The following is a 25,130-nucleotide window of genomic DNA, read 5'->3' as shown; positions in this document are numbered from 1 at the left end:
CTATTTTTGCTGCTTCATCGCCTTTCTCTTCTCCACTTTCGCTACATATTTTGCTTTTTTCTTCTCTCCTTTCGATGTATCAGGAAATTGAAAGTTGAACTGTTCCGGAATATCTTGTCCGAGATCCGCCACCTTTCCTTCCTTGGATATGATCACCGAGTCGTACAACTCGTGTGAAGTGGTATACGAAGCATAGAAAAGCGAATCTTTGCCCACTCTGATGGTTTGATACAGAGGTATTCCGGAAGCTATCTTATCGTGTATCTCATCAAAGCCGTTGCGATAAACCTTTTGAGAACAGACACTTATGACATAGACCGGAGTTGTAAGACCTCCTCCTTTCTTCTTGTTGATGATTCGAGAGTAAGCGTGGTCATGAGCTTGCAAAATGAGATCCGCTCCGTCGGTTTTATCTTCCAATATGGAGCGGAAACCATAACGCATGAACGGATTGAGACGTCCCTCTCTCACGCTGTATATGGCATGGTGAAACATCACAATGGCAAAACGATCTCCACGAGACACCAAAACCTCTTTGAGCCAACGGCGAGAAGAGAAAAACTGACTGTTCAACTCTATCCCCTGACTGTCTATACCTATAAATCTGAAGTTGGGATAGTCTATATAGTAGCTGCGTCCGATACTTCTATCCGGTCCGTTTTGAGGGAAATTGAACGCATAGGGCCAACGAGCATCTATCGCTTTGAAGATCCCTTTGTTGTATTCATGATTTCCGGGAACGGCGACCATCGGTTTATTGGAAGCAAAATCCGAGACAGAGTTGTACCAAATATCCCAATATTTTTGATGTCCGCGCTCTATGGCATCCCCACCAAAGCACCAGAGCGAAACAGTTGGTACTTTCTTGGAAATAGAGTCGAAAATCTCTTTTGCCCAGCCTTCATGTTTTTCCTGAATATCACCGATGTAGATGAGTGTATCCTCTAAAGCATCTATCGAGCGTATCTCAAAGCTATCTCTGAAAACATCTCCGCTGCCGGCTATCTCATAAAGATACTTTCCTGTATCAAGGTCTTTCCATGCCACGCTATACATTGCGGTAGCCCCCCCACGGGTATCCACCACACGAGAGACCGGCTTTTCCGTCCGGAACGGAAGAGTATCAGAGGGGATACGATAGAGTAAAACCTCAAACTCTTTCGGGCTCCCCTCTCCATTTACAGCCGTTATCCAAGAGATGGTACGATCTTCCACACCATCTTCTCCCGGTGTCAGCGTAACACGTTGAATCTTTTCGGAGAGCGTGAAAGACTCTTCGGGAGGAGAGACAAACCATGCACGCCAACGAGACTTAACCCAAAGACCGAGTCCCAATACAATGACAAGAAGAAGGATATAACGTATTTTCCTTGCACGAGAAGAGCGATGTTTACTCCTTTTCACTCTGTTTCTTTTCATATTTATATCGTTTATCAAAGATGATCCACCAGTTTTTTCAATATGTTTCCTCCCTTTGTTTCATCTCGCCACAGGCTTTTATCGTAGCAGAGCTTCCATATTTCGATGGTACTCAATACGAAGATGATGCAGAGAGGTATCAGTAGCAATCTGTCGTACAAAAGCAGATACGGCAAAGCAAATCTCAGGATGTAGGAGAGCATGAACAGTATAAAGAGAAAGACCTTGATACCGCTCCTATGTGCGGAGAAAAGCGTCCAGACCATAACTCCGACAGCAGGCATAATGAGAGAAGACACCGTATTTCCCGTATTGAAAAGCGACAAAAACATCAGGATGGAGCCGAGAAAAAGCTCCGGCATACGGGAATAAGCTCTCATGTGGCGAGTTTTGAGAATCGGCAACAAGAGCATGTGCATTGCGGTGATAAAAAAGAAACGATCCCGATAGCTCTCTCCAAAAAACGGTTGTACGAGTTCACGTTGCAGCCCCAACCACGAAAGGTTCAAGGTATCATCCTGAAGATTGATCTTGTTTTTCTGCTCCCAAAGAGCATACCATTCTGTATAGGTCTCTGTCATACCCTGAATACCTCCGCAGATGATCAGCTGGGAAATAAGGAAAAGAGCGCCCCACAGGAGCGTGTACAGCAGAAAACTCTTTTTCCGGGAAGAGAAAAAGAAATAGACCAGAACGGATAATCCGATCAGATTGACTCCACCACTCAACCAGATGAATAGAGGTGCAATGCCATCTTTCCCTCTTTTCACACCGGTGTAAACCAAAAGAAGAGAAGCCACCGTCAGGATATTGATATCGCTTCTCAAGTATGCCGCAGGCAGAAAGATAGCAGCAGTACCAAAGATAAGCAGCCTCCGTTTCGGTTCAAACGGAAGCATCACGATGGCTATCAGCAGTAAAACGGCAGAAAGCAAAGGCAACCACTCCCCAAACAGAGCATGGAGCTGATGGTAGAGAGGTGCATAATATGGTGTTTGATCAAAGCCCATTGCAGAGAAGAATAACATCAGTACTATAAAGAATTGAGATACCCGGCTCTTATAAGCTCCTCTCGCTGATCCTTCAACCAGTTATAGCTTATCGTGAGTTTCTCTAAATCTCGTCCTTCCGGTGCGTACTCGCGGTTTTGGTGTACCCCTTTAGTGTCTATGCAAGACGGCAATGCCATAAAAACATTCGGGAACAGAGGGTGTTCGCTAAGTCGTGAAGCAGGAATCGTGAAAGGTTTCTGCCCTTGCAACGTTGCCTTGAACATCTCCAACATAAGCAGGGCAGGACTTTCAAAAGCCATATATCCCCGATGACGGATAATGAATCGTCCTCCTCGAACAACAATATCCTCCACACTCTCGAAGTCTTCATACGAAAAGCCCCTACCCTCTCCGACAAGATGAGACAAAGGGATACCGCGCACACGGCTACCCTCGAAAGCCACCACCATTTTATCGTCATGGCTTCCCAGTGTATAGACTTCTCCGGTCTCTTCAAGCGGAATATGCAACGCTCTGCTCAGATGTTTCCGATAGCGAGTGGTATCCAATGCCGAGAGCGAACACACTTTTTCGGGAGCAAGACCGGTCTGCTGTTGCAGAACCAAACCCATGGCATCTGCCGGATTGGAGACACAGACCAACAGCTTTGTGCTTTGGATATACGGAGCAAAAGCAGTGGCAAGCCGGGCTGTAAGCTCTCCATTGGAGAGAAGAAGCTCTTCACGTGTTGTCTCTTTCCGAAAAGGAACACTCACCGTATATGCCACAAATGCAACCGGAGGCAGAGTTGTCAGCTGTTCCGGTTCTGTTATGATATCTACCTGAATGGGATAGACGCCACATTCATAAAGCTCTTCCCGCATTCCCAACAGCTTTTTCTCATCCCGTCCGAAGAGAATCAGGTGAGAAGAAAAACGCATTGCCACCGACATAAAAGCCAGTGCACTTCCGATGTGTCCGGTAGCTCCGATGATTAGGAAAGGGGCAGAGGTAAGGAATCTGTTCATTTACTCTTTTGTCTTTTCTTATACACACAAAGATACGTTTTTTGTAGAAGCAGAAAAGCAGAAGAAAACTTGCACGTTGGGAAAATTATCACTAATTTGGCAACAAGTCAACAGAGACAATTATGAGTACATAATCGTCTTTAGTCATAAACTCTATAAAGAACCACTCTTAATTATGTCGAGAACTTTTACATTCAACGAACTGAGAAGACTAAAAGATATGTTGCCTGACGGCACTATTCAACGTATAGCGGATGAGTTGGGATTAAAACCTGAAACAGTCCGCAACTATTTTGGAGGAGCTAACTTCAGAGAAGGAAGAAGCACCGGTATACACATCGAGCCGGGTCCTGATGGAGGAATCGTTAAACTGGATGACACCACTATCTTGGACTATGCGCTCAAAATAATGAGAGAAGAGAGAGGAGACAACTTCGACTTCTTTCCCCGTGGCGTAGAGGAATAAATCTGTTTTTATAGCGATAGATAAGACCCTTGTCTCACGGTCAAGGTTCATATATGTTTGTATGAGAAAGATCGTGAGCGTAGGGTCTTTTTTGAACAATCCGGATTAGAATCAATCCTGCTAACCATTTTATTACCATGAGAACAAATTACTATTGTCAGAAATTAAATGTCGTGCCTCTGTTTTGGGGCTTTTTGCTACTAATCTTTATCGGCTTGTCCGGCTGTAAGAGCCCGTCTGCCGTAAAACCTAACACCAATACAGACAAAATGAACAAGTATAAGAAGCTGACTCCGGAAGAGGAGGCGGTGATCGTGGGAAAGGGAACGGAGGCTCCTTTCACCGGCAAACTGCTGGATGAGAAACGCTCCGGAACGTATGTCTGCAAGCGATGCGGTGCTGCGCTGTACCGCTCGGAAGACAAGTTTGATAGCGGTTGCGGTTGGCCGTCGTTCGATGATGAGATCGAAGGGGCAGTACGAAGAGTGCCCGATGCCGACGGATACAGAGTGGAGATCATCTGCGCCAACTGCCATGCCCATCTGGGTCATGTATTCGAGGGAGAGGGCTTCACGTCGAAAGATACCCGCCATTGCGTCAACTCTATATCCATGGAGTTCATCCCCGATTCGGCTAAAGAGCTTTGCCGTGCCTACTTTGCCTCCGGATGTTTTTGGGGAACAGAATACTTTTTCAGCAAGAAAGAGGGTGTGAAGCGGACGGCTGTCGGATTTATGGGAGGCACTTTGGAGCATCCCTCATACGAGGATGTCTGCACCGGCACTACCGGACACTTGGAGTGCGTGGAGGTAGAATACGATCCTACAAAAGTCTCTTACGAAGAGCTTGTACGGCTGTTTTTCGAGACGCACGACTTTACACAGCCCGATGGACAAGGTCCCGATATAGGCTCTCAATACCTTTCCGCCATATTCTGTTCGGACAAAGCAGAAGAGGAGACAGGCAAGAAGTATCTGGAGATCCTGAAAGAGAAAGGGTACAAACCGGCTACAACGCTCCGGAAAGCAAGCAAATTCTGGAAAGCAGAGGAGTATCACCAAGGCTATTACGATAGAAAAGGCACCACTCCATACTGTCACGGCTATAAGAAGATCTTTTAGTCCGCTACGAAGAAAAATAACGAAAAGAGAGGCAGAACCGCCACATGGTTCTGTCTCTCTTTTATTTTATCCTTCGCTCTTCCCCATACAATCCGCAGGGAAATATATAAGGCATTTCGGTGGGAGCTTTTATATAAAAACAGAGCCCCGATGAGGGTCGGGCAGAACCTCGTCCGGAAGATAAGGTTGAGTAGCCGAAAGGGACCAACCAACAATAACAATCTCATAAACAACAAGATACAAGAAATCGCGAATTTGCACTCAGCACTCCTCTCTATCGCTTTCAGGGCTCATTTTCGCGTTAATAGGTGTAAATTTTAACACCCTCGCCTGTAAATATTTCTTAATAAAGAAATCTGCCTTTTCAGGGGTATTTTAGGGCAAAAATGCGTAGTCTGCTGATTATTAACATTTTAATGATTTTGGCTAAACACGTTAATCGAATCCGGTAAACGTGTTTAATGAAATCGGTAAACGTGTTTACTGAAAAATTAAACACGTTAAGCCGAAAGAATATGCTGGTTTAGCATTTTGGCTTAACAGGTATCGGAATTTGTGTTAATAAAACAGCCCGAATTTAACAGTTCGATCGTGCTCTGAAAACGACCCCTCCGATCAAAATAGAGAGCCGAAAAAAGCGAGCATTTTTCGGTATGGAATATATAAAAACGAAGGGCTGAAAATTGCGTTCGATAAGATATTTTAGCAAGGAATTACACCTTAAAATGAAACGGAGGAGATTGAAAAAGAAAATGTATCCCCTTGTTACAAGAAATGGTTATCTTTGTAGGTTGAGATTCGTATGCGATCTCACAAAGATTTCGAGAACAACTAAAAACAAGATAAACAGTAGCCATGGCAAAACAAGAAGAGGTATTCAAGAAACTCATATCGCACTGTAAAGAGTACGCATTCGTCTTCCCCTCGTCCGAGATATATGACGGACTGGGCGCGGTGTACGACTACGCTCAAAACGGGGTCGAGCTAAAGAACAACATCAAGAGATATTGGTGGGAAAGCATGACCCTCCTTCACGACAATGTCGTAGGGATAGACTCTGCCATCTTTATGCACCCGGAGATATGGAAAGCCTCCGGTCACGTGGATGCGTTCAACGATCCTCTCATAGACAATAAAGACTCCAAGAAGAGATACAGAGCGGATGTGCTTATCGAAGATCACCTTGCCAAGATAGACGATAAGATTGCAAAAGAGGTCGAAAAAGCGGCAAAACGCTTCGGCGACAGCTTTGACGAGGAGATGTACAAGCAGACCAATCCTCGTGTTATGGGATACATAGAGCAGCGCAATGCGATACACGAACGCTTCTCTACCTATCTGAACGACTCCGACTACGAGGCTCTTCGTAACCTTATATTGGAGCTGGACATCGTCTGTCCGATATCCGGGACCAAAAACTGGACGGAAATACGCCAGTTCAACCTCATGTTTGCCACCGAAATGGGCTCTACGGCAGACAGCTCGTTCAAGGTTTATCTGCGCCCGGAAACGGCTCAGGGTATCTTCGTGAACTATCTCAGCGTGCAAAAGACCGGACGGATGAAGATTCCTTTCGGGATAGCACAGATCGGTAAGGCGTTCCGCAACGAGATCGTGGCACGTCAGTTCATCTTCCGCATGAGGGAATTCGAGCAGATGGAAATGCAGTTCTTCGTTCGTCCCGGCACGGAATTGGAGTGGTACGAAAAGTGGAAAGATATCCGAATGAAGTGGCATCAGGCTTTAGGATTCGGTGCAGAAAATTATCGCTTCCACGATCACGAAAAGCTGGCACACTATGCCAACGCCGCGGCGGACATCGAGTTTAAGATGCCGTTCGGGTTCAAGGAAGTGGAGGGCATCCATTCCCGTACCGACTTCGACCTTTCTCGCCACGAGGAGTTCAGCAAGAAGAAGCTGCGCTACTTCGATCCGGAGCTGAACGACAGCTATATCCCCTACGTTGTGGAGACCTCCATCGGTGTGGATAGAATGTTTTTGAGCATCCTTGCAGCCTCTTATGCGGAAGAGGATTGCGGAGAGGGAGACACAAGAGTGGTGCTTCGCCTGCCGGCTGCACTGGCTCCGGTGAAGCTCGCAGTGCTTCCTTTGGTACGCAAGGACGGCTTACCCGAAAAGGCGCAAGAGGTGATGGAGATGCTCAAGTACGACTTCGCCTGCCGATACGATGAGAAAGACTCCATCGGCAAACGCTACCGTCGTCAGGATGCAATAGGTACTCCGTTCTGCATCACACTCGATCATCAGAGCCTGGAAGACAATACCGTAACCATTCGTTACAGAGACGATATGACGCAGGAACGTGTTGCAATAGAACGACTTCACGGCATCATCGCGGAAAAAGTAAGCATGAAGAGCCTGCTCAAAAAACTTAAATAATAAACCTAACGCTTATGACAAAGAAGATATACAGCCTGTTGCTGGTTGCTCTGATCTCTTTCCTCTCCGTGGGTTGTGAGACTTCCACCACTCAAGAGATACAGACAGAGAACCAAAAGAAGAGCGAAGCGTATGTGGAGAAGATTTCTAAAGATCCTTCTTACCATGCCATCCCTTTCCCGTTTGCGGTGTATCCCGTTTACTACAAGCAGCGCATGGCGCCGAAGATAAAGGATAAGAAGCCGAAACAAAACAGCAAAGTGAGCATCCGATACGTGGGCAAGCTGGTGGATGGTACCATATTCGACAATGCCAGCTACGTCGAAGATGTGATGAATACGGATCCGAACTACGTGCCGAAGCAAAAACCGATAGCTATGGAAATCATGGCTGTCCGCCCCAATATGCAGGTACAGGGCAGTGTCATCATGGGTATGCAGGTGGCTTTACAGTATATGTCTATCGGAGAGAAGGGTACGGTCGTGATCCCCTGGCAGTTGGCTTACGGCGACAGAGGCATTTCGGATATTCCTGCCCGCTCTGCCCTTATCTTCGATTTGGAGTTGGTAGATATTCTTCGAGAGTAAACCGATATGCAAAAGCGTCCTTGTATTCTTATCTCCAACGATGACGGCGTCTTCGCCAAGGGGTTAATGGAGTTGATCATCGCCCTGAAAGATCTTGGAGACATTGTGGTTGTGGCTCCCGATGGACCTCGCAGCGGTTATTCGAGCGCAATAACCTCCTCCGTTCCTATCCATTACTCCTGCGTCCGAAGAGATCCCGGCATCACGATATACAGTTGTAGCGGAACTCCTGCAGACTGTGTCAAACTGGCTCTGAACGTCATCCTGCCCGAAAGACCCAATATGGTGGTCGCCGGTATAAATCATGGGGGCAATCAGAGTATATGTGTAAACTATTCCGGTACACTTGGAGCTGCAATAGAGGGAACGATATTCGACATCCCCTCTTTTGCCGTATCTCTCATAGAGGGAACACAGGACTCCGACTATCTTCAAAGCTGTCGCTACGCTCGTGCAGTGGCTCGCCGTCTACTCAAAGACGGGTTGCCGAAAGGGACTTATCTCAATCTGAATGTCCCGAATGTACCCATAGTGAGAGGGATGAGGCTGTGCAGTCAGGCAGACGGAAAGTTTTATGACGAGTACGTCAAGCAGACCACTCCGATGGGAAAAGAGGTCTATTGGATGGCAGGAGCGTTGATGAGTCATGAACCACACAATCTCGGCTGCGATCTTTCCGTGGCAGAGAAAGGGTTTGCAACACTCGTTCCCTGCAAGATAGATGTTACAGACTACGAAGCGATGAGGGAACTCAAACACTGGGAGATCTAAAGAGCGTACAGAGATCCGAGATGAAGTATTTTATAATAGCCGGAGAAGCCAGCGGAGATACACATGCGGCGGATCTGGTAAGAGCCATAAAGAAAAGAGACGGTAACGCTTCCTTTGCATTCGTAGGAGGAGAAGCTCTCTCGGAAGCTACGGGAGAAGCCCCAATAGTACACTACTCCGGCATGGCATTCATGGGTGTATGGGAGGTGCTGAAACACTTGGGTACGATAAGGAAGTATGCAAAAAAGGTTCAGCGGACACTGCTGGAGTTTTCGCCCGATGTTGTGATACCGGTGGACTATCCGGGATTCAACTTTCGTTACATCCTCCCATTTGTAAAGGAACAACTCCCCTCAGCAAGGCTCTACTATTATATCTCTCCGAAGGTGTGGGCATGGAAGAAGAAACGTATTGCCAAGCTGCGCATCCAAACGGATAAGGTTCTTTGCATCCTGCCTTTTGAGGTAGATTTCTTTAAGAAACACGACCTGCACCAGGTGGTATATGTGGGAAATCCGACCCTCGCCGGCGTAAAGCGTTTTCTGCAAGAGAAAACGCACCTTAACGGGAAAAACATCCATCCCGAAGAGCGTGATACGATAAACAGGAAGCCTGTCTGCGCAATCTTGTGCGGTAGCAGGACAGCAGAGATACGTGCCAACCTGCCGGTAATGATACGTGCGGCAGAAGAGGTGGAGGGCGGATGCCATATTATTATAGCCGGAGCACCCGGACAAAAAGAGGATCTGTACGCTTCTATTCCCGAAGCAAAAGGGTATCCTGTTCTGTTCGGACACACTTTCGATATTCTCTCCCGCTCTCATGTCGCCATGGTTACCTCCGGCACGGCAACACTTGAAACCTGTCTGCTTGGCACGCCTCAAGTGGTCTGTTATGCGCATGGAGCAGGCTATCTTGCCAACTTCGTATTCAAAAGATTCTTCTCGGTTCCTTTTATTTCACTCGTAAATCTTATAGCGTATCGCCCTGTAGTACAAGAGCTTTTCGGAGGCAAGTTCACGGTAAAAAGGGTCAAAGAGGAGATCGAAAAGATATTGAAGAACAAGAGCTACACGCACGCCATGCTGACCGGATACGAAAACGTGTCCGAAAGATTAGGCGAGAGCGATGCCTCCGAAAGAGCTGCGGAAGAGATTTGCAAAAGAGATTGAGTAAGGAATAAATTGAAAAAATATTGCTCAAACGCTTGCGAGATTAAAATATCCTCTCTATCTTTGCACTCACGAAAGAAGAACATCTAAGTGCGATTCTAAAATGCGGCTGTGGTGTAATTGGTAGCCACGCTAGACTTAGGATCTAGTGTCGAGAGACGTGGGGGTTCGAGTCCCTTCAGCCGCACGAAAGATGAAAAATGAAAGCCTGTAAGAGCAATGCTTTTACAGGCTTTTCTGTTTGATAGTTCGCCTATATTCGTTATCTTTGTTTTCTGTAACGACCTATCTTAAAGTAAAAAGAGAGGTTGTGTGTAGTCCAAAAGGACAGAAGAGTCGGAAAGACTGCACTAACATATAGAACTTGAAATCTAAATAATCACACTAATAAAGCGTATGGATAAGTTATCTACGACCTTTGCAGGACTTCAATTATCTTCCCCCATTATAGTCTCCAGCTCAGGACTTACCTCTAAAAGTCATAATCTGCTTCGCTACGAACAGGCAGGAGCAGGTGCTCTGGTACTAAAGTCTCTCTTTGAAGAGCAGATAGATAGCGATATAGAACACTTGTATGGAGGAGCAGACTCTCCGGAAGCCATGGACTATCTTATGGCTTATGTCAGAGACAATGCACTGGAAAACCATCTGACTCTACTTCGCGAAGCCAAGCAGGTGCTTTCCATTCCGGTCATCGCAAGCATCAACTGCTTCAAAAAAGACTCCTGGATCTCTTTTGCCAAAGAGATAGAAGCAGCAGGAGCAGATGCCATAGAGCTAAACTACATGAGCATAGATACCTCTTTCTCTTCTCCTTACGGTGCTATGGAGACAGAGTGTATAGAGATGGTAGATGCACTATGCAAGCAGACCAAACTTCCTGTAATCGTAAAACTGCCGAAGTACTTCTCCAACATTGTTCGTCTTGTACACGACCTTAAAAAGGTTGGAGCCGCCGGCGTTGTTCTCTTTAATCGCAGCTATGCGATGGATATAGAGGTCGAAAGTATGAGAGTAAAGTCAGGAAACATCTTCACTCGTCCTGAAGATATAGAAGATCCTCTGCGTTACACGGCATTGGTACACGGCGCCATACCGGACATGGATGTAGCTCTCTCTTCCGGAGCACACGATACTCAAGGTGTCCTTAAAGGTCTTCTTGCCGGTGCTTCTGCGGTACAGATGTGTAGCAGTATCTACAGAGATGGAGAGGGATTGATCACTCATGTACTGGGTGAACTGATACGATGGATGGATAGACACAAATACTATAACATCAAAGAGTTTATGGGACATCTTTCCGCTAAGGATGATGAGTTGTCTGCAATGTATCTTCGTACACAGTTCATGAAGTACTACTCCAACCATAAACCGAACTAATCAGGTTCGGACACCTCATTGATCTTTATGATAGATCCTTTTGAGAATATCATAGGGCAGGAGAAGAGTGTCGCCTATTTGAAGCAAAACATTGCTTCCGGCACTCTTCCTCATGCCCTTCTTTTTTATGACAGAGATGGAGGAGAAGGCCTGCCCCTCGCTCTTGCCACCGCAAAGGTTTTGCTTGCACGCGGACGAGACGAAGAAGAAAAAAGCACAATTTACGAGAGAGTAGACACTCTTTCTCATCCCGACCTACTACCGCTCTACCCTATCGTAAAAAAGGAAAAACTTGAAACCTCCGAAGATTATCTTCCTCTCTTCCGAGAACAACTCTCAAAGGAGCCACGCATAACCTATAAAGAGTGGGGCGATGCCCTTTCTCTGCAAAACACCCAGCTGTCCATATCTGTGAAAGAGGCAGAATATCTCGAAGAGAAACTATCCTACCGTCCTTATGAAGCAGACTATCGGGTAGTCCTCTGTTGGCTTCCTGAGAAGATGAATGTTTCGTGCGCCAACAAACTCCTAAAATTACTGGAAGAACCTCCAAAAGGAGTACAGTTTCTTTTTGTTGCAACAGCTCCCGAACTGCTCTTACCTACTATTATCAGCAGAGTGCAACGCATTCCGGTGCATCCCATAATGCCCGAAACAATGTCTCAATGGCTTGTGAAAAATTATGGTATTGCGGAAGAGATCGGAAAGCGTATAGCTCACCTATCTTCCGGCAGTATTGTCTTGGCTAAAATGCTCTTGGAAAGTGGAGAAAAGACAACGGAAGAAGCTCTTAGAGCTTACAAGATACTTACCCTATCCATGCGAGGAAATGCCAAAGAGATGAAGCAGGAAAGCGAAGAGCTGCATACGGAAAGTAGAGAATATCTCACGGCTCTCTGCAAAGAGTTGGCAGATGCCGTGCGAGAGGCATTTATATGCGGTTTAACTTCTGCCGAGCAAGATCAGGAGGTTCTTCTATATTCCAGAAAAGATAATATTAGGATAGTACGCCAGCTCTCCTGCGTGATTTCGGGAAGGAATGTGGAACAGATTTCCGATGCCATAGATACGGCACGAAAAGAGCTGATGCAGAATGTCAGCGCAAAGATGGTTTTCTTTGATTTGATGCTACAACTGTTCAAATCTTTCTCTGCAAGAGCATGAAACAGACAGCTTCTTACCAAAAAGATATTCTGGGAGAAAAGTTTGAACAGCTCCAAACAACTCAACCGGAAGACTATGAGGGCAAAGTCGTCTGCACGTTAGTCCGAAGAAAGACAAACGCCCCCTCTCAAAAAGCTGTGCTGTACATCCATGGCTTTAACGACTATTTCTTCCAAACCGAAATGGCAGAGCGATTTTGCTCTAAGGGATACCACTTTTATGCGATAGACCTCCGAAAATATGGTCGCTCCTGGATGCCTCACCAGCTATTCAACAATGTCCGCGATCTTAAAGAGTATGATGAGGATATACAGTGGGCATTGGAGCAGATCCGAAGCGAGGGCAATAAAAAAGTGCTATTGTGTGGGCACTCCACAGGAGGGCTACTTATAACCTATTACGCTCTTCGCCATCCGGATAGTGATCTGTTTCATGCTCTATTCTGCAACAGCCCGTTTTATGGCTTTCAGATAAGTGCTTTGGCTCAAAAAGTACTACCGGTGGTCAGTAAGATCGGCAACAGATATCCGGAGCTACCATTACCCGTTGTTCCCTTTACCGACTTTTATGGAAAAGCTCTACACATATCGGAGCATGGAGAGTGGAAATATGATCTCAGACTTAAGCCTCACGTTCCAAGTGATACCAAGCTGGCTTTTGTATCGGCAGTAGAAAAGGCGCATCGCTATCTGGATGAACATACGGAGATAAAAGTCCCTATGCTGGTAATGTGTTCGGATAAATCTTTCACACCGGTACAATGGGATAGTCGAATAATGACCTCCGATATTATCCTGAACGTAGAACACATTCGGGCTTATACCAAGCGACTAAGCGGAGACATCACTTTCTCCCCCGTTGCTAATGCCATACATGACTTGGTATTATCTCAAAAAGAGGTCAGAGAGGAGGTTTACCAAAAGCTCTTCAAATGGTGCGAGCGTGTAATGCCAAAATGAAAACCCGGAGCCTTCAAACTCTCTTTATAACATAGAAAAGGTGTCTCTTCAAACTCTTTCGAGTTCTAAGGGACACCTTTTTCTATATCAACAATCAGTACAGCTACCTGTTATTGCACTTCAAAGAAATAAGTAATGTTGGAATAAAGTCCTTTTGCTCCATCCTTTGCAGCAGACTCTTCGGGTGTATAGCTCTTACGTATCACCTCATTGAGAAGATATCGTCCTTTCCACAAAGGCAACATCTCAAGCATGCCTTCATTAAGTCTATAATAGTTTTTCCTCCAACCATTGTCTGCCAAGATATTCAGAGCAATTCTTTTGGGTACTTCATTGTTCTTGAAAACAGGGAACTTGAAGACTTGAGAGCCATTCTGTTCAGAACGTGTAGGAGGAAGAAGAGAAAGTCCATTCTCGAAAGGACTCTTTTCCATAGGTGATGCTTTAGGGCTTCCTACCTTGATCCAGAAAACAGAGAGATAGTGCAGCTCCGATCCTTGCCACTTTGTAGGAGAGAAACAGTCGTAGTGAACTCTGTACCAACCCTCTTCAGTAGGAGTGAAAGATGCGGAATAACAGATTTCTTCCGCCTCTGCTTTAAGATCTATAACAGTTCCTGAGGGAGTTGTAACCTTAAACTCTCCGCTCCACAGTCCCTTCAACCAATCCTTTGTCGGGGTTTTATCACTCATGGAAAACTCTCCGAAGAAAAGCTCTACCTTGTGCGCTTCTCCGACAACTCCTGCCGTTTTGGACTCCAACCACATGGTGTGTGCACTTGCTACCGGAGCAATAATAAATAGAAGAAGAGGAAGAAAAATCCTGCTTAAATGTTTGTTCATAATGTTGTCTGTTGTTTGTTCTTATGTTTTTGGTAATATTTCCGTTTTATCTGTGCAAATATCATCAATAGTAAAGAGTATCCCAATACCAATCTATGGGTAATTTTCCCGCTGTTTCCACTGAAACATTACCATTCTTCAAGAAAGAAGAAAAAGGCTTTTGAGTAGCAGATCTTTGGCATCCCTTTCTTTTGTAAGGGTGCTATATTTTTCGTATCTTGCGAGACATTTTTGAGATCCCATTTACCCCATAAAGAGCGGATCTTATACTTGTAAAATGGAATAAATCACATATAACCTAATACATAATATGGATGCCAAAATTTTTACGTTAGAGGCTTCTCTGCCTCAATATCCGACTTTTGAAGAAGGCATTCGTCGAGCTCCGGACCGTGGTTACCGCCTGACTCCTGCTCAGACGAGAGTGGCACTTCAAAATGCTTTAAGATATATTCCCGTAGAACTTCATGAAAAACTTGCTCCGGAATTTCTGGAAGAGTTGAAGACCAGAGGTAAAATTTATGGATATCGTTTCCGTCCACAGGGAGATCTGAAAGCAAAATCTGTAGATGAGTATAAAGGAAAATGCTTGGAAGGGAAGGCTTTCCAAGTGATGATAGATAATAATCTCTGTTTTGATGTTGCGCTGTATCCATACGAACTTGTTACCTACGGAGAGACAGGACAAGTCTGCCAAAACTGGATGCAGTACCGCCTCATCATGAAATATCTTGAGGAACTCACCCAAGACCAAACACTGGTCATCGAGAGTGGGCATCCTCTTGGATTGTTTGCATCCAAGCCGGATGCTCCGCGTGTAATCATTACCAACTCGATGATGATCGGATTGTTCGATAACATCAAAGATTGGGAAATTGCAGCACAAATGGGTGTGGCAAACTACGGACAGATGACAGCCGGAGGATGGATGTATATAGGTCCTCAAGGTATTGTGCATGGTACTTTCAACACACTTTTGAATGCAGGTCGCCAACGTCTCAACATCCCGACAGGAGGCAATCTTGCAGGAAAACTCTTTATCTCTTCCGGATTGGGAGGCATGAGTGGAGCTCAACCGAAAGCTGCTGACATTGCAGGAGCAGTATCCATCACGGCAGAAGTGGACTATTCACGTATCATTACACGCCACTCTCAAGGATGGGTTAAATATATTGCTCACTCCATACAAGAAGCATTTGAGATCGCACGAAAGGGCATCGAAAGCAAAGAGCCTACCTCTATTGCGTTCCATGGAAATATCGTAGATCTGTTGGAGTATGCTCTTAAAGAGAACATACATATAGATCTGCTTTCCGACCAAACCAGCTGTCATGCCGTGTATGAAGGAGGATATTGCCCGGTGGAACTCTCTTTTGAAGAGCGCACAAAACTTCTAAAAGAAGATCGGGATGCCTTTGCCGCTGCGGTGGATAGAAGCCTAAGACGCCACTATGAAGTGATCAAAGGATTGGTGGCAAAGGGCACATACTTCTTCGACTATGGTAATGCGTTCATGAAAGCAATCTACGACAGCGGAGTGCAAGAGATCTCCAAAAACGGCATTGACGATAAAGACGGCTTTATATGGCCAAGCTATGTTGAAGATATAATGGGTCCGGAGCTGTTCGACTATGGTTATGGCCCGTTCCGTTGGGTATGTCTGTCCGGAAAAGAAGAAGATCTTCGTGCAACAGACCACGCTGCCATGGAGTGTATAAATCCGGATCGCAGAGAGCAAGACCGAGACAACTATATTTGGATACGAGATGCAGAAAAGAATGCTCTTGTAGTTGGGACAAAGGCTCGTATCCTCTATCAGGATGCGGTAGGCAGACAGCAGATAGCTTTACGCTTCAATCAGATGGTGCGTGAAGGCAAAGTCGGTCCTATCATGTTGGGACGAGATCACCACGATACTGCCGGAACAGACTCTCCTTTCCGTGAGACATCGAACATCAAAGATGGTTCAAACGTGATGGCAGACATGGCAGTGCAGTGCTTTGCAGGGAATGCAGCTCGTGGTATGAGCCTTATCGCTCTTCACAATGGCGGTGGCGTTGGTATCGGTAAAAGTATCAACGGCGGATTTGGTATGGTCTTGGACGGCTCCGAACGTGTCGATACCATTCTCCGCACAGCAATGTTGTGGGACGTTATGGGTGGTGTAGCCAGACGTTCATGGGCTCGCAATGAGAATGCCATGAGTACCTCCGAAGAGTTCAACCGCACACATGCCGGAGAGGGATACCATATCACCATTCCTTTTCTTGTTGATGATACTCTCCTCGACAATCTTCTGAAATAAAACCTATAAAACTAAATACAAACAATTTTCACATTCAACCACAATTTAAGATGGCAACTGTAAAAAGACTTATGGAGTGCGTGCCTAACTTCAGTGAAGGTCGCAACAAAGAGATTATAGAAAAGATTGTTCAACCATTCCGTGCTACGGATGGTGTCAGACTTCTTGATTATAGCAGCGATGAGGATCACAATCGCACGGTAGTTACCGTTGTTGGAGATCCCGAACCTCTAAAAGCTGCTGTTTTGGAAGCAATTGGGATAGCTCAACAACATATAGACCTTACAAAACATGAAGGACAACACCCTCGTATGGGTGCTGTGGATGTTGTGCCGTTCATTCCTATCAAAAATGTCACCGTGGACGATGCCATAGCTCTATCCAAAGAGGTAGGAGCGGAAATAGCAAGCCGCTACAACATCCCTGTATTCCTTTATGAAAAGTCTGCCTCTGCACCTCATAGAGAAAACCTTGCAGCTATCCGTAAGGGCGAGTTTGAAGGAATGGCAGAAAAGATCAAACAAGAAGAGTGGAAGCCTGACTTTGGTCCGGTAGAACGTCACCCAACCAGCGGAACAGTAGCCGTAGGTGCACGTATGCCTCTTGTTGCGTACAATGTAAACCTCAACACTTCCGATCTTGAGATTGCATCTGCCATCGCAAAGAAGGTTCGCTTCATCGGCGGGGGTCTTCGTTTCTGTAAGGCAATGGGTGTAGAGCTCACAGAAAGAGGCATCACTCAAGTCTCCATGAACCTCACCGACTACACAAAGACTGCCGTTTACCGTGCACACGAAATGGTACGCATGGAAGCTCGCAGATATGGTGTGGAGATCGTAGGTGCTGAGATTGTAGGTCTTGTACCTATGGCTGCTCTTATAGACGTGGCAGAGTACTATCTTGGTCTTGAGCAGTTCTCTATCGACCAGGTATTGGAAAACAAAATAATGGAATAAACGATGAAACCCATCGGCAATATTTTTATCAAGAACATTGCTCAGATTGTAACCTGCGAGGGAAACAAGGCAAAGCGAGGAGCGCAAGAGATGAATGCCATCGGTGTCATCGAAGGTCCTGCTGCCATCATAGCTCGCGACGGCATCGTAACATACGTTGGCGGCATGGCGGGTGTCTCCGAAGAGGAGACCCGTGGCTGTCATGAAGTAGATGCTTCGGGGTGTTGCATCCTTCCCGGATTTGTCGATAGCCATACCCATCTTGTCTTTGGTGGGTATAGAGAAGACGAGTTTCAGTGGAGACTTGCAGGAGACAGCTATATGAGTATCATGGAGCGCGGTGGTGGTATTGCCAGCACTATGCGAGCCACTCGCAATGCGACCCTTGAAGAGCTTACCGCTTCCGGAAGATCGCATCTCGATGCCATGCTCAGACAAGGTGTTACCACAGTGGAAGCCAAGAGCGGCTACGGTATGGACCTGGAGACAGAGATCCGTCAGCTTGAAGCCGTGGCAGAGTTAGAGCGTACACATCCTATATCTCTCTACTCCACATTCATGGGAGCACACGATACTCCCCCTGAATACAAAGGAAAAGAGATGGAGTTTATCCACTTCCTGCTCGACAAGGTCATGCCTGTGGTAAAAGAACGCAACCTTGCAGAGTGTTGCGACATCTTCACAGAAAAAGGAGTATTCGATCACGAACAGACGCGTGTACTGCTCAATGGAGCCAAGAAGATGGGCTTTGCGGTAAAGATGCACGCCGATGAGATTGTACCTTTTGGAGGAGCGGAAGTTGCTGCAGAGCTGGGATGCTTGTCGGCAGACCACCTGCTTCAAATCTCGGATAAAGGTATTGCCGCAATGGCAGACAGCAACACCGTAGCCACCGTACTGCCTTGTACGGCATTCTCCTTGAAAGCAGAGTATGCACCAGCCCGCAAGATGATAGATGCCGGCTGTGCTGTGGCAATGGCTTCAGACCTCAATCCGGGCAGCTGTTTCTCCTCTTCCGTTCCTCTTATGATCGCTCTTGCCACCATATACATGAATATGACAGTAGAGGAAGCCATTACCGCTCTTACCATCAATGGTGCTGCGGCAATAGGTCGTGCCGATCAAGTGGGCAGTATTCAGGTAGGCAAGCAAGCCGACATGGCTATCATCCGCTTCCCCTCATACAAGTTCCTCTCCTACCACTTCGGTATGAATCTGGTACGAGACACCATCAAGAGTGGTGTTCGTTACCCTGTAATCTGATTTCTATACAAAACTCAAACTAATTTATTCCCCTAAGACAATGCTTAAAGACTTAAACATACAAGAATTTATACTTGAAACCGCAGGTTCGGAACCTGTACCCGGAGGTGGCAGTATCTCTGCTCTGAATGGTGCCATAGCAGGTGCACTCGCTCAGATGGTTGCCAATCTCACCATTGGCAAGAAGCGTTATGTGGATGTAGAAGAGGAGATGAAAGAGTTGGCTGTCAAGGCTGAAGCTCTTCGCCAAGAACTCATTGCAGACATCGACAGAGACAGCGACGCTTACCGCTTGGTATTTGAAGCATTCAAGCTTCCTAAGGAAACAGACGAAGAGAAAGCCTATCGTACCGAACAGATACAGGAGCGTACCAAACTTGCAGCCAATATCCCGATGGCGGTGGCAAGACGTGCATACGAACTGCTAACCCTCGCCGAGACTGTCGTGGCAAAGGGTAACAACAATGCGATTACCGATGGTTGTGTGGCAATGATGTGTGCTCGTACCGCAGTCTTGGGCGCACTCCTCAATGTTCGTATCAACCTCACCTCTATCACCGATCAGGAGTTTGTGCGTGCTTTGGCAGAAGAAGCAGATCGCTTGGAAGCCGATGCCATCGCAAGAGAGAAGGTCATCTTTGAGAAAACAAAGGTATCTCTACAATAATAGAGATACAGACAACCCCATTTGTTATGGAAAGAAAGATTATTGTAGGCGGTGCAGACCTTACCATCGAGCAGTTGGAGGAGTTCATCCTCTACCCTCATGTGGTGGAGTTGGCACCGGAAGCCATTCAGAAGATAGAGCATTGTCGGGAGTATCTCGACCGAAAGGTTGCCACTTCAGACCGTCCGTTGTATGGTATCACTACCGGATTTGGCTCTCTTTGTAACAGAAGCATCTCTTCCGAAGACCTTACCACGCTGCAAGAAAACCTCATCAAGAGCCACGCCTGCAGTACAGGGAAAGAGGTCAAAAAAGAGATCGTCCGCCTGATGATGCTTCTTAAAGCACACGCACTATCCTTCGGGCATAGTGGCGTGCAGCTTTGTACGGTAGAGTGGATCGTGGAGATGCTCAACAAAGACATCACTCCGGTCGTGTTCGACAGAGGTTCTCTCGGAGCATCAGGCGACCTCGCTCCTCTTGCCAACCTCTTCTTGCCGATGATCGGATACGGAGAAGTGTTCTACAAAGGCGCAAGAGTACCGGCGAAAGAAGCACTGGCAGAGGCAGGTATCGCCCTTGTTACGCTCAAAAGTAAGGAAGGACTCGCCCTGCTCAATGGTACGCAGTTCATGTCTTCTCACGGAGTCTATGCCCTCATACAGGCAAAAAAGATTCTCACCATGGCTACCAGCATTGCGGCTCTCTCTCTTGAAGGGTTCAACGGACTGGATGCTCCTTTCACAGAAGAGCTGCACACCATCCGCAACCATAAGGGACAAGTGGAGATCGCACGTCACATGAGAAAGATTCTCGAAGGCAGCGCTCACATCCGTGAGCCGAAACCATACGTGCAAGATCCGTACTCTTTCCGCTGTATTCCTCAAGTACACGGAGCTTCGTACGATGCCATCGCACACGTTCGCCGTGTTGTGGAAGAGGAGATCAATGGCGTAACGGACAACCCGACCATATTCCCCGATCAGGATATGATTCTTTCGGGAGGCAACTTCCATGGTCAGCCGTTGGCTATCGTGTACGACTTCCTTGCTCTTGCACTTGCCGAACTAGGAAATATCTCCGAACGCCGTGTGGCTCAACTCATCTTCGGTCTGCGCGATCTTCCCGAATTTCTTGTGGCAAAGCCGGGGCTCAACTCCGGTTTCATGATTCCTCAATACGCCGCAGCCTCTATGGTGAGTCAGAACAAGATGTACTGCTTCAACGCTGCATCCGACTCCATCGTCAGCTCGAACAATCAAGAAGATCACGTCTCCATGGGTGCCAATGCAGCCACAAAGCTTCTACCGCTCATAGACAACCTCTATCGCATCTTCGGTATAGAGCTTATGAATGCGGCACAAGCCTTTGAGTTTCGCCGTCCGGCTACTACCTCCCCTGTTCTCGAAGCTCTTCTCAGAGAGTTCCGTACCATAGTACCGAGAGTGGAGGACGACGTTGTGATGTACCAACAGATAGAAGATGCTTATAGCTTCGTTCAGACCTATCCTTTCATCGCAATGTAATTTCGCATTCAGATATACCGACTTTCATACTTCAGCGTCCGCAATCTTTCGAGATTGCGGACGCTGTTTTTATTATCCGTTTTGCTATCAGAAACTTATCCATTAAAACAGTCTTAACTTCTCTTATTATTTACTACCTTTAGTTCTACATTTTATTACAACTTCATCTTTCCCTTTATATCTTGATATGGATAATACATACAAACCGGACTCAATCCTTGAACTTGAAAAAGAGTATGGAATTACGCTTGAAAATATGACCGGTCTTGAGATAAATTACACATATGAAAAATACTTTCAACTAAATGAATACGGAGAGGTCATAGCTTTAGGTATCATTGGAAAGGGAATAAAAGAGATTAAAAAGATGGATTTATTTCCGTCTTTAATGATTTTAGATCTTTCTTCTAATCAGATTAGTACTCTTCAAGGGCTTGAGAAACTTGTAAACTTAAACGAACTAGACCTTTCTAACAATCAAATTAGTACTCTTCAAGGGCTTGAGAAGCTTGTAAACTTAAAAGAGCTAGACCTTTATAACAATCAGATAAATACTCTTGAAGGGCTTGAAAAGCTTGTAAACTTAAAACGCCTACTGCTTGGTGACAATCAGATAAATACTCTTGAAGGGCTTGAGAAGCTTGTAAACTTAAAAATCCTATACCTTTCTGGCAATCAGATAAATACTCTTGAAGGGCTTGAAAAGCTTGTAAACTTAGAAATCCTAGACCTTTCTAGCAATCAAATTAGTACTCTTCAAAGTCTTGAGGAACTTGTAAACTTAGGATTCCTAGACCTTTCTAACAATCAAATTAGTACTCTTGAAGGGTTTGCTAAGTTTGTAAACTTAAAAGACCTATTCCTTTCTAACAATCAGATTAGCTCTCTTGAAGGTCTTGAAAAACTTCAGAATTTAAGTACTCTCGATATATCAAATAATAAGATAAGTGAGCTTCCACAATCTATAATGTTGTACCGGTTCTTAGGTCTTCATATAAATGGGAATAAATTTTTGCAAGATCGAGAGATTATCTTAGAGCCATATGATAATCATAGAGACGATATCCTTAATTTGCTTCTAGAGGAAAGAGAAAAGAAAGTTAAGTTTGAGTATCCCTACAAGGTAATGCTACTCGGGAACCATAGAGCAGGGAAGAGTACTTTTTTGCATTATTATGATAATAACTATAAACTAAATGGTAGCACTCATATCTTACAAATATTTAAGTCCGAAAAGAAAGAGTTCCCGAAGATAAATTTTTATGACTTTGGAGGGCAAGACTATTACCATGGTATCTATCAAGTCTTCTTTTCCAGTAATGCTCTAAATATGCTTTTTTGGTGTGATAAGACAGATCGAAACAAAAAAGAAAAAGATAGTGAAGGCATCAATATTCTGAACTTCGATAGAGCATATTGGCTTTCTCAAATCCAATATGCTTCTCGGAGAAAGGAGCTGTGTCAGTTCAAAGTAGAAGAAGATACTTTTGTGATACAGACCCATGCGGATAATTCCAAGCAAAGAATAATAGAGAAAACAACGTCTCAAGTAATAGAACAGTTCTTTGTCTCTTTACCTGATACTAAGGAGGATAAAGACCCTAAAAGAGAAATAAGAGAATGGGAAGAAGGATACGACTATGCTCTTCGCTACTTGGAGTTTAGACTCAAAGGTGAAATAGAGAAAAAGGATACACAGAAAGAGTATCCCAAGAGTCAGATAGAGCTGTACAACAAACTACAATCTCTTCAAAAAGAAACTGGATATAATTGTAGAGAAATAAGAGAGCTATTTTCTAGTTATAAAGAGAATAAAGGGAGTCTCTTAAAAGCAAAACTTTACCAACTCTATAGAAAAGGAGAAATCCTATATTATAGAGGGGATAAAGAGCTTGAAAATGTGGTGTGGCTAAATCCGGTAAAAACAGTAGAGCATATCCACTCTATTCTCAGCAAGGATAGTATGAAGGAGATGAAAGGGAGAGTTCCCAAAGCAGATATGGAAAAAGCTTTTAAGGAAGATCCTCTTTTGCTTCGCCTGCTCGAGATTGAAAAAGTGATTTTTCACGATCAAAAGAAAGGAGTATATATTATCCCCGGTTATCTTCCTCTTGCAGAAGAGGAAGAAGCATACAGTTGGCTTACCATTGGGTTTCTTGCTCCGAACTTTATACTTAAGTTTGAAAGTTTTATTCCATTTGGGCTTATCAATCAGCTGATCTGCTACTATGGAAGTGGAGAAAACGAGCTAAAAAGATATTGGAGAGATCAACTCATCTTTACTCTAAGGGGAGAGTATATGGTTTGGATTGCTTTAGACTTTGAAGAACTTAAGATAGAGGTTTACATCAACCCTCTTCCTAAAGGGAAACAGACAAAAGTTGTTGAAATAGAAGAGGAGATTTTCTTGGATCTCTTCTGCTTCTATTGGGATAAAAGACCTTTACAAAAAGGTATAGAGTCTGAGACTCCCAAATTTTCTCAAAGAGAACGAGAATCTGAAAACAAGACACAAAGAGAATTAGAGATTAGAAATAGAATAAAGCAGGAACTGAAATTAGAGCGTCAGAAAAATCCTATCCCCGATCTTTATATCTCTTGTTATGATCCCAAACTCAAGCCGGAAGGACAACTTTATGTTAAGCTTCAAAAGTTGGATGATCCGGAACAAACCAAGAGCACGATAACTGCATATCCTCTTACACAAGAAGGAGAAATAAATCGGGAAAAGGAGCTAAGAGTATCTACTAAAAGGTATAAACACTTCTCCATAAACCCGGCTCTTAAGAGCGTTAAACGGATATTTATATCTTACTCTAAAAGTGATATTGATGACCTAAATGAGCTAAATAAGTTTTTGACCGATATGATAAGAGAGGAAAAAATAGAGGTGTACTATGACAAAACTACTACTCCGGGAGATCTTATACATGAAGTGATCAAAGAAAAAATCATAGAAGCAGACTATGTGATAGCCCTTGTGAGCCAGAATTATATCTCAACAGATTATATTAGAGATGTAGAACTTCCTCTTATAAAAGAGCATAATAAGCCCCTTATCCCTATCATCATAAAGCCCTGCACATGGACAATGAATGATATATCCAAGCATTATGCTGTACTCAAAGGGGCTGAAATAAGCTTTCCGGATTGGAATAAAGGCAGTAATCCCGACAACTACAATGCTTGCAGAAGTGAGAATTGGAGAAAAGCGGTAGAAGAACTAAACGAAAAGATATTCACCAACAAATACAACTAAAATGGGACGAGAAGAATACAAGAGACAACACTTGGAATTTATCCAAGGAGCGATCAACAGAATGGCAAGCAACTCTTTTCAGATAAAGGGTTTTACCGTTGCGGTAGTAGCCATCTTAGGATCTTTATATACAGCCAACAGGGAGTATTTCTGCATCCTTTCTGCCTTGCTTGCCACCATATTGTTTGCCCTGATAGATGCCTATTATCTACAATTGGAGAGAAAATACAGACAACTATACGATGAAAGCGTAGAGATGATGGATAACGACTCCCTCTCCTTAAAGGAGATCTACAACATGGATGTAAGCGAAATAAAAAAGTCTTACTGCAAAGCTCTGTTTTCCAGAAGCCTTTGCGTGCCTTATCTTCCGATATTGCTCCTTATTCTCATAGGTTGCTTGGCAAGCTGTCATTGTCTGTAAGGAGAGAGCACAAACAGCCATCCGCTTTTTGCCGCTCTCTTTGGTGAAAAAGAGGAGAGCGGATAGCGCAAAATAGAGGGGTTTATCTTGCCGAAACAGAGGGGTAAGATAAGCCTCTTTTGCCGTGAACTTTTATATAAAAATGGAAGTCCAAAAATCGGTAGAAATGAGGTCGGATTTGAAGCGAAATTGGGAAGAGAGTTTGGAGGAAAGCCGGTAAAATATTTATAATAAGAGAGATACAAAAGAACGCGAATTTGGGAAAAATTTTTTCTCAGTCCGTTTCATGGGGCTTTTTCGCGTTAATAGGTGTGAATTTTAACACCTCTATCTATAAACAAATCCTAATGCAATTTTGCACCCCAAAACAGCAAAAAAGGGGTCGAAAAGTTTAAGATGCTATCTATCAACACTATAAGCAAAATTTCT

At 44.8% G+C, this 25,130-nt stretch carries 20 protein-coding genes and 1 tRNA gene; 17 read left to right on the top strand and 4 right to left on the bottom strand.

Translation table 11 applies throughout. The annotated features are described in order from the left end of the window. From HQ43_RS06405 to HQ43_RS06395, 3 genes are read right to left on the bottom strand one after another with little or no spacing between them, the layout of a single operon-like run. Positions 1 to 1,419, bottom strand: a complete 1,419-nt coding sequence (locus tag HQ43_RS06405) for a metallophosphoesterase family protein (protein ID WP_052103118.1) — start codon at positions 1,417 to 1,419, stop codon at positions 1 to 3. A 14-nt stretch (positions 1,420 to 1,433) separates the two neighbouring features. Then, positions 1,434 to 2,429: a glycosyltransferase 87 family protein gene (locus HQ43_RS06400; protein WP_036791264.1), complete on the bottom strand. Its 996-nt coding sequence runs from the start codon at positions 2,427 to 2,429 to the stop codon at positions 1,434 to 1,436. A 23-nt stretch (positions 2,430 to 2,452) separates the two neighbouring features. After that, on the bottom strand, positions 2,453 to 3,439 hold the full coding sequence (locus tag HQ43_RS06395; RefSeq protein ID WP_036791262.1) for a lactate/malate family dehydrogenase: 987 nt from the start codon (positions 3,437 to 3,439) through the stop codon (positions 2,453 to 2,455). Positions 3,440 to 3,614: 175 nt separating this feature from the next. Here HQ43_RS06395 and HQ43_RS06390 point away from each other — a divergent pair, with 175 nt between their 5' ends. From HQ43_RS06390 to HQ43_RS06340, 10 genes are all read left to right on the top strand, one after another. Next, on the top strand, positions 3,615 to 3,905 hold the full coding sequence (locus HQ43_RS06390; RefSeq protein WP_052079486.1) for a hypothetical protein: 291 nt from the start codon (positions 3,615 to 3,617) through the stop codon (positions 3,903 to 3,905). 269 nt (positions 3,906 to 4,174) lie between these two features. Next, positions 4,175 to 5,026, top strand: a complete 852-nt coding sequence (locus HQ43_RS06385; RefSeq protein WP_036792660.1) for a bifunctional methionine sulfoxide reductase B/A protein — start codon at positions 4,175 to 4,177, stop codon at positions 5,024 to 5,026. 855 nt (positions 5,027 to 5,881) lie between these two features. Continuing rightward, a complete protein-coding gene (locus tag HQ43_RS06375; RefSeq protein WP_036791259.1) occupies positions 5,882 to 7,426 on the top strand; it encodes a glycine--tRNA ligase in 1,545 nt (514 codons plus the stop codon). A 14-nt stretch (positions 7,427 to 7,440) separates the two neighbouring features. Then, positions 7,441 to 8,013 (top strand): FKBP-type peptidyl-prolyl cis-trans isomerase, encoded by a 573-nt coding sequence (locus tag HQ43_RS09525; protein WP_052089775.1) that lies wholly within the window; start codon positions 7,441 to 7,443, stop codon positions 8,011 to 8,013. Between the two features lie 6 nt (positions 8,014 to 8,019). Next, a complete protein-coding gene (surE, locus tag HQ43_RS06365) occupies positions 8,020 to 8,784 on the top strand; it encodes a 5'/3'-nucleotidase SurE (protein WP_036791257.1) in 765 nt (254 codons plus the stop codon). 20 nt (positions 8,785 to 8,804) lie between these two features. Further along, entirely contained in the window at positions 8,805 to 9,956 is a 1,152-nt protein-coding gene (gene lpxB / locus HQ43_RS06360; protein WP_036791255.1) for a lipid-A-disaccharide synthase, read from the top strand. 105 nt (positions 9,957 to 10,061) lie between these two features. Further along, positions 10,062 to 10,143: transfer RNA gene (locus HQ43_RS06355), tRNA-Leu, on the top strand. A gap of 209 nt (positions 10,144 to 10,352) precedes the next feature. Beyond that, positions 10,353 to 11,336, top strand: a complete 984-nt coding sequence (locus HQ43_RS06350; RefSeq protein ID WP_036791253.1) for a dihydroorotate dehydrogenase-like protein — start codon at positions 10,353 to 10,355, stop codon at positions 11,334 to 11,336. Positions 11,337 to 11,363: 27 nt separating this feature from the next. Beyond that, positions 11,364 to 12,500 (top strand): DNA polymerase III subunit, encoded by a 1,137-nt coding sequence (locus HQ43_RS06345; protein ID WP_036791251.1) that lies wholly within the window; start codon positions 11,364 to 11,366, stop codon positions 12,498 to 12,500. Continuing rightward, positions 12,497 to 13,459 carry an alpha/beta hydrolase gene (locus tag HQ43_RS06340; RefSeq protein WP_036791248.1) on the top strand — a complete coding sequence of 321 codons (963 nt, stop codon included), beginning with the start codon at positions 12,497 to 12,499 and terminating at the stop codon, positions 13,457 to 13,459. The genes HQ43_RS06345 and HQ43_RS06340 overlap by 4 nt, the downstream gene beginning before the upstream one ends. Before the next feature lie 110 nt (positions 13,460 to 13,569). On the opposite strand, the gene HQ43_RS06335 is transcribed toward HQ43_RS06340, so the two are convergent. After that, positions 13,570 to 14,301 (bottom strand): hypothetical protein, encoded by a 732-nt coding sequence (locus tag HQ43_RS06335; RefSeq protein WP_036791245.1) that lies wholly within the window; start codon positions 14,299 to 14,301, stop codon positions 13,570 to 13,572. A 310-nt stretch (positions 14,302 to 14,611) separates the two neighbouring features. Between HQ43_RS06335 and HQ43_RS06330 the strand changes: the two genes are divergently transcribed. From HQ43_RS06330 to HQ43_RS06300, 7 genes are all read left to right on the top strand, one after another. Further along, the gene (locus HQ43_RS06330) at positions 14,612 to 16,606 is read left to right on the top strand and encodes a urocanate hydratase (protein ID WP_036791242.1); all 1,995 of its coding nucleotides are present in this window, start codon (positions 14,612 to 14,614) and stop codon (positions 16,604 to 16,606) included. A 50-nt stretch (positions 16,607 to 16,656) separates the two neighbouring features. Next, the gene (gene ftcD / locus HQ43_RS06325; RefSeq protein WP_036791238.1) at positions 16,657 to 17,562 is read left to right on the top strand and encodes a glutamate formimidoyltransferase; all 906 of its coding nucleotides are present in this window, start codon (positions 16,657 to 16,659) and stop codon (positions 17,560 to 17,562) included. Between the two features lie 3 nt (positions 17,563 to 17,565). Then, on the top strand, positions 17,566 to 18,825 hold the full coding sequence (hutI, locus tag HQ43_RS06320; RefSeq protein WP_036791235.1) for an imidazolonepropionase: 1,260 nt from the start codon (positions 17,566 to 17,568) through the stop codon (positions 18,823 to 18,825). Between the two features lie 40 nt (positions 18,826 to 18,865). Beyond that, positions 18,866 to 19,492 carry a cyclodeaminase/cyclohydrolase family protein gene (locus HQ43_RS06315; protein ID WP_036791232.1) on the top strand — a complete coding sequence of 209 codons (627 nt, stop codon included), beginning with the start codon at positions 18,866 to 18,868 and terminating at the stop codon, positions 19,490 to 19,492. Positions 19,493 to 19,518: 26 nt separating this feature from the next. After that, the gene (hutH, locus tag HQ43_RS06310; protein WP_036791229.1) at positions 19,519 to 21,018 is read left to right on the top strand and encodes a histidine ammonia-lyase; all 1,500 of its coding nucleotides are present in this window, start codon (positions 19,519 to 19,521) and stop codon (positions 21,016 to 21,018) included. A 187-nt stretch (positions 21,019 to 21,205) separates the two neighbouring features. Then, on the top strand, positions 21,206 to 24,277 hold the full coding sequence (locus tag HQ43_RS06305) for a leucine-rich repeat domain-containing protein (protein WP_036791227.1): 3,072 nt from the start codon (positions 21,206 to 21,208) through the stop codon (positions 24,275 to 24,277). Between the two features lies 1 nt (position 24,278). After that, complete coding sequence (locus HQ43_RS06300; RefSeq protein WP_036791224.1) at positions 24,279 to 24,701, top strand: hypothetical protein; 423 nt, start codon at positions 24,279 to 24,281, stop codon at positions 24,699 to 24,701. Positions 24,702 to 25,130 lie beyond the last annotated feature (429 nt).

Source organism: Porphyromonas canoris (assembly GCF_000769115.1).
Lineage (GTDB): Bacteria > Bacteroidota > Bacteroidia > Bacteroidales > Porphyromonadaceae > Porphyromonas_A > Porphyromonas_A canoris.
Note: the sequence above shows the minus strand (reverse complement) of the source record. Positions and strands in the feature narration are given on the sequence as shown.

Coding starts and splice junctions, on each gene's coding strand:
- HQ43_RS06305 (WP_036791227.1), top strand. CDS start 21,206: ATGGATAATACATACAAACCGGACTCAATCCTTGAACTTGAAAAAGAG.
- HQ43_RS09525 (WP_052089775.1), top strand. CDS start 7,441: ATGACAAAGAAGATATACAGCCTGTTGCTGGTTGCTCTGATCTCTTTC.
- HQ43_RS06385 (WP_036792660.1), top strand. CDS start 4,175: ATGAACAAGTATAAGAAGCTGACTCCGGAAGAGGAGGCGGTGATCGTG.
- HQ43_RS06405 (WP_052103118.1), bottom strand. CDS start 1,419: ATGAAAAGAAACAGAGTGAAAAGGAGTAAACATCGCTCTTCTCGTGCA.
- hutI (WP_036791235.1), top strand. CDS start 17,566: ATGAAACCCATCGGCAATATTTTTATCAAGAACATTGCTCAGATTGTA.
- HQ43_RS06315 (WP_036791232.1), top strand. CDS start 18,866: ATGCTTAAAGACTTAAACATACAAGAATTTATACTTGAAACCGCAGGT.
- ftcD (WP_036791238.1), top strand. CDS start 16,657: ATGGCAACTGTAAAAAGACTTATGGAGTGCGTGCCTAACTTCAGTGAA.
- lpxB (WP_036791255.1), top strand. CDS start 8,805: ATGAAGTATTTTATAATAGCCGGAGAAGCCAGCGGAGATACACATGCG.
- HQ43_RS06350 (WP_036791253.1), top strand. CDS start 10,353: ATGGATAAGTTATCTACGACCTTTGCAGGACTTCAATTATCTTCCCCC.
- HQ43_RS06395 (WP_036791262.1), bottom strand. CDS start 3,439: ATGAACAGATTCCTTACCTCTGCCCCTTTCCTAATCATCGGAGCTACC.
- surE (WP_036791257.1), top strand. CDS start 8,020: ATGCAAAAGCGTCCTTGTATTCTTATCTCCAACGATGACGGCGTCTTC.
- HQ43_RS06345 (WP_036791251.1), top strand. CDS start 11,364: ATGATAGATCCTTTTGAGAATATCATAGGGCAGGAGAAGAGTGTCGCC.
- HQ43_RS06300 (WP_036791224.1), top strand. CDS start 24,279: ATGGGACGAGAAGAATACAAGAGACAACACTTGGAATTTATCCAAGGA.
- HQ43_RS06335 (WP_036791245.1), bottom strand. CDS start 14,301: ATGAACAAACATTTAAGCAGGATTTTTCTTCCTCTTCTTCTATTTATT.
- HQ43_RS06330 (WP_036791242.1), top strand. CDS start 14,612: ATGGATGCCAAAATTTTTACGTTAGAGGCTTCTCTGCCTCAATATCCG.
- HQ43_RS06375 (WP_036791259.1), top strand. CDS start 5,882: ATGGCAAAACAAGAAGAGGTATTCAAGAAACTCATATCGCACTGTAAA.
- HQ43_RS06340 (WP_036791248.1), top strand. CDS start 12,497: ATGAAACAGACAGCTTCTTACCAAAAAGATATTCTGGGAGAAAAGTTT.
- HQ43_RS06390 (WP_052079486.1), top strand. CDS start 3,615: ATGTCGAGAACTTTTACATTCAACGAACTGAGAAGACTAAAAGATATG.
- hutH (WP_036791229.1), top strand. CDS start 19,519: ATGGAAAGAAAGATTATTGTAGGCGGTGCAGACCTTACCATCGAGCAG.
- HQ43_RS06400 (WP_036791264.1), bottom strand. CDS start 2,429: ATGGGCTTTGATCAAACACCATATTATGCACCTCTCTACCATCAGCTC.